This window comes from Salinicola rhizosphaerae (assembly GCF_014652715.1).
GTDB classification, from domain to species: Bacteria; Pseudomonadota; Gammaproteobacteria; order Pseudomonadales; family Halomonadaceae; genus Salinicola; species Salinicola rhizosphaerae.
This window is the reverse complement of record NZ_BMZI01000006.1, coordinates 784-4,467: the sequence shown is the minus strand read 5'-3', so window position 1 is coordinate 4,467 and position 3,684 is coordinate 784. Positions and strand designations below refer to the sequence as shown.

At 51.2% G+C, this 3,684-nt stretch carries 3 protein-coding genes; all 3 read left to right on the top strand.

What is annotated here, in order from left to right; all coding sequences use genetic code 11:
* A partial coding sequence (locus IE125_RS13360) for an Lrp/AsnC family transcriptional regulator (RefSeq protein ID WP_194523955.1) occupies nucleotides 1-717 on the top strand: 717 nt, incomplete at its 5' end.
* Between the two features lie 595 nt (nucleotides 718-1,312).
* The gene (locus IE125_RS13355; RefSeq protein WP_189445186.1) at nucleotides 1,313-2,692 is read left to right on the top strand and encodes a purine-cytosine permease family protein; all 1,380 of its coding nucleotides are present in this window, start codon (nucleotides 1,313-1,315) and stop codon (nucleotides 2,690-2,692) included.
* A gap of 41 nt (nucleotides 2,693-2,733) precedes the next feature.
* On the top strand, nucleotides 2,734-3,684 hold a 951-nt coding region (locus IE125_RS13350), incomplete at its 3' end, for a hydantoinase/oxoprolinase N-terminal domain-containing protein (RefSeq protein ID WP_189445185.1).

Below are 3,684 nucleotides of genomic sequence, written 5' to 3'. Positions count from 1 at the left end.
ACCCGTGTGTCGATGGGGGTTGTCACCTCTGGATCGCCCGAGCAGTTCGCAGCGTGGGCACAAGAACAACCTGATGTGATTCACCTAGTCAGAACGCTGGGACGCTTCACTTTTTTTGGTGAATTTGTCAGCAAGGATGATCTTCAGGCTCACCGGTTCGTCTGTGAAAAGCTTCAAAGTGCTCCAGGCGTTGTGTCTGTTGAGTGTTGGCCAATGTTGCAAGTGGAGAAGTGGCGAGAGGACACTAGATCCCCTTCTGTTGATCAGTCGATCCTCAATGAGCTCGGATGGTCAGACGACGATAGAGAGCTTTTACGGGAACTCAGCGCTTCCCCACGCATTCAATTCAGAGAGCTCGCAGAGCGTCTAGGCCGGCCTTATGGCGTCGTTCGTCGTCGAGCCATGGCTTTGCTAGGGGCAGGGGTGGTGCGATCCACGATCGTGACCAACGAGTTGCTTGTTGATCACTCGCATCTGGGCATTTTGCTGGTGAAGGGTGACCATCGAGCTAAGCCATTGCTGATAGCTCAACCTGCAGTGACGATCGTGTCCTCGTCCACAGGATCCTACCAATTTCTCGGCGAGGTGAGGACGCAGTCCAGAGTTGGACTTGCCGTCCTGGAGCAGGAGCTCAGGATGTCTGATGATGGCGTGAATGATGTAGAGCTTTTGATTCAGGTCGCGGTAGATAAGCTTCCGGCTTCGTTCAAACTCTAAGCCCTGCTAAAAGGCCCGTGTTCTTCTAGGCCCAGGATGCTTCACCTGCATGCACCAATGCAGGCGCTCCTCAAGATTGGTGTTCAGCTACACCCGCTTCAGCCCCTTCTCCCCCCACGTAGGCATTGATCAGTAGTCGCAAACCACAACAAACTCTTGCCGGGCAGCTACGAGTTTCGATTAGCTTTGGTCGGCGAATGCTCGGATCGAGAGTCTCCAGGCTCATGGAACCAATCTTCTCGATACACGTGATGAACCGAACTGCGAGCCGGATCTAAAAAAGCCAGATTACTCCCTAGGCACAGTAATGGGGCATTTTGTTCGCCATTGCACCAAGCACGTGCGTCTCGCTCTCTGGTTGATCTTCTGTAAAATCAGCATCGCCCCCATCCGGATTCACCCACAAGTAATTGAAATAAAAGGACAAAAATCTTTCGGCTAGACAACCCTTCTAACATGGCACGCTATTTGCCTTATCATGCATCAGGCGCAAGCGAATTTTTCACGTTATGCATCTAAAACTTAGCTTTTTATCGCTAATCGACAAAAATATCGGGTTTTTAACGTGAACGCTTTACTGCGAGGGGCAGGCAAGATGGAATACGTCAGAAAGGTAGCTGCGAACAGTGATGACAGCGGGGACGAGTACGCGAACGTTCCCGTTCCAGAGTCAGGCAAGTCGTTGGGCGCGGTATCCATATTAGGAGTGATGTTGGGAGTCACGACTGCGCTCATTTGGTTCATGGTTGGGGCGCAACTTGTTCATTCTTTTGGCACCATGAATTTTGTGATCGGTGCTACGTCCACGGCGATGATTGTCGGGGCGATTGCTTTCGTGTGGGTATGGTTCTCGTCGAAGTCAGGATTCAACTCAGACTTGATTACCCGAGCCTGTGGCTTCGGGTTTCTCGGTTCAACTATCACTGCGGTGATTTACTCCACCAACAATATTCTCTACTTCGCTATGGAAGGGGGGATTATGATCAACGCCATTCGTGCCTACTTTCCTTCAATCCCCCTCCTTGTTTTTCAGATATCGTGTGGCCTGATTTTTATCCCGTTAACTTGCTTCGGAGTAAAATTAGTAAGTCGTTTGATGTGGATTACTTTGCCTATACTTTTTATCTTTTTTGTACTTATCGCGTTACGAGCTATGGAGATGGGTGGGGCGCCTGGATTTTGGTCTCTGTCCCACTCGCCTGACATCAACTTGGCGGCGGGAAGCCCAGTGCTGCAAGTTATGGTTGCGATGTTCGGAGTCGCTGCAATCGGCGCTACTGCAAGTGACTTCGGCAGATTCATTCCGGCTCGACACGCCGTGATTGGTGGGATTTTGCTTGGGCCGGTTTTCACATTGGTCACTTTCTTGATTCCGCTGCTATTTGGTGCCTGGCTTAGTATGACATTCGAAGAATTTGATCCAGCAGTCTATTTCACCCACGCATTTGGAATATTTGGCCTTCTGTTGGTTGTTATCACTCAGGCCCGCATCAACGTTAACAATGTTTATGCAACAGCAGTAAGTCTTGCAACAGTTGCTAATCGTTTGTTCGATGTGAGGATGTCGCGTGTCAGCTGGGTCGTGATGACTTGCGTTGTTTGCGTGCTGGTTCTTATGGCCGACCTATACAGCAAGGCAACCCTCGTGTTGAGTATTTGGGGGATTGTGCTGATCTCCTGGGTGGGTACGGTGTTCTCCGATATCGTATTGAATCGCTATGTTTTCAAGTTGGTGCCGAATACGTTTCTCTATGGCAAGGAACAGTTGCGAGCTTGGAATCCTGTGGGTATTACTTCGCTCGTATTGGCGCTGACACTTGCACTTCCACTGTCCTTTGGATTGGCGGGGCCACTCGGTGCTTCTGTCGCTCCGCTTGTTGCCTTTGCAGTGACTATGGTTGTAACTCCGTTGATGGCATACCTGACAGGTGGTCGCTATTCGGCAAGTGCTAGCGAATCTGTTAATCCGATTTAGTCGTGCGCGGCTAATTGCAAACAAATTTAGGACCGTTATCCATGAATGAAATTAATTTACTGCCTCCGTTCACAATTTCTGTCGACACGGGCGGCACCTTCACCGACCTTATTTTGTCTGATAGCAAGCGTGTCATTGGTCTTTATAAGGCGTCTTCTACTCCCGACGATTTGTTCATTGGCATCGCCAATGCAATCAAACTGGCGGCTACAGAAAATGGCATGACGCTTGAGGCGTTGCTGGCCGAGACTCGCACGTTCGTTTATTCGACAACCCGTTCGACCAACGCTGTGCTGCAAGGGAAAGTGGCCAAGACCGCGTTTGTCACTACTCGCGGTTTCCGCGATACCTTGCTTTACCGTGAAGGTGGCAAAGAGGATGCATGGAACTTGGCAACACCGTTCCCTAAGCCATATATCCCTCGGCGCCTATCGTTTGAGATCACTGAGCGCGTTCTGGCTGACGGCACTGTGGCAGTGGAACTCAACGAGCAGTCCGTGCGCGACGTGCTACACCGTGTACGTGAGCTAGAGGTGGAAGCCATTGCTGTCTGCCTTATCTTCTCAGTCGTAAACCCGGCGCACGAACTGCGTATCGCTGAGCTGATCGAGGAGGAAATGCCAGGCATTGCTTATTCTCTGAGTCACCAAGTAAATAACGTCGTGCGGGAGTATCGCCGAGCCTCGTCGACGGCGATCGATGCCTCCATCAAACCGTTAATGCGCGAACATCTTCAGGATCTTGAGCGTCGATTCCGCGAACTGGGCTTCGCAGGTGATCCATTGATGGTGACGCATGTCAGTGGTGGGGTGATGAGCTTGGAGCAAATGTCTGATCGCCCAATCCAGACCATTGACTCCGGCCCGGCCTTGGCTCCTGTGGCAGGTGCGCAGTACGGCAAGCATGAACCCTTGGCTGCGGGTAAGGATATCATCGTTGTCGATACTGGAGGCACTTCCTATGATGTGAGCCTCACGCGAGACGGCCAGATT

Excerpts from the sequence above, each read along its gene's own strand:
- IE125_RS13355 (WP_189445186.1), top strand. The coding sequence starts at position 1,313 with ATGGAATACGTCAGAAAGGTAGCTGCGAACAGTGATGACAGCGGGGAC.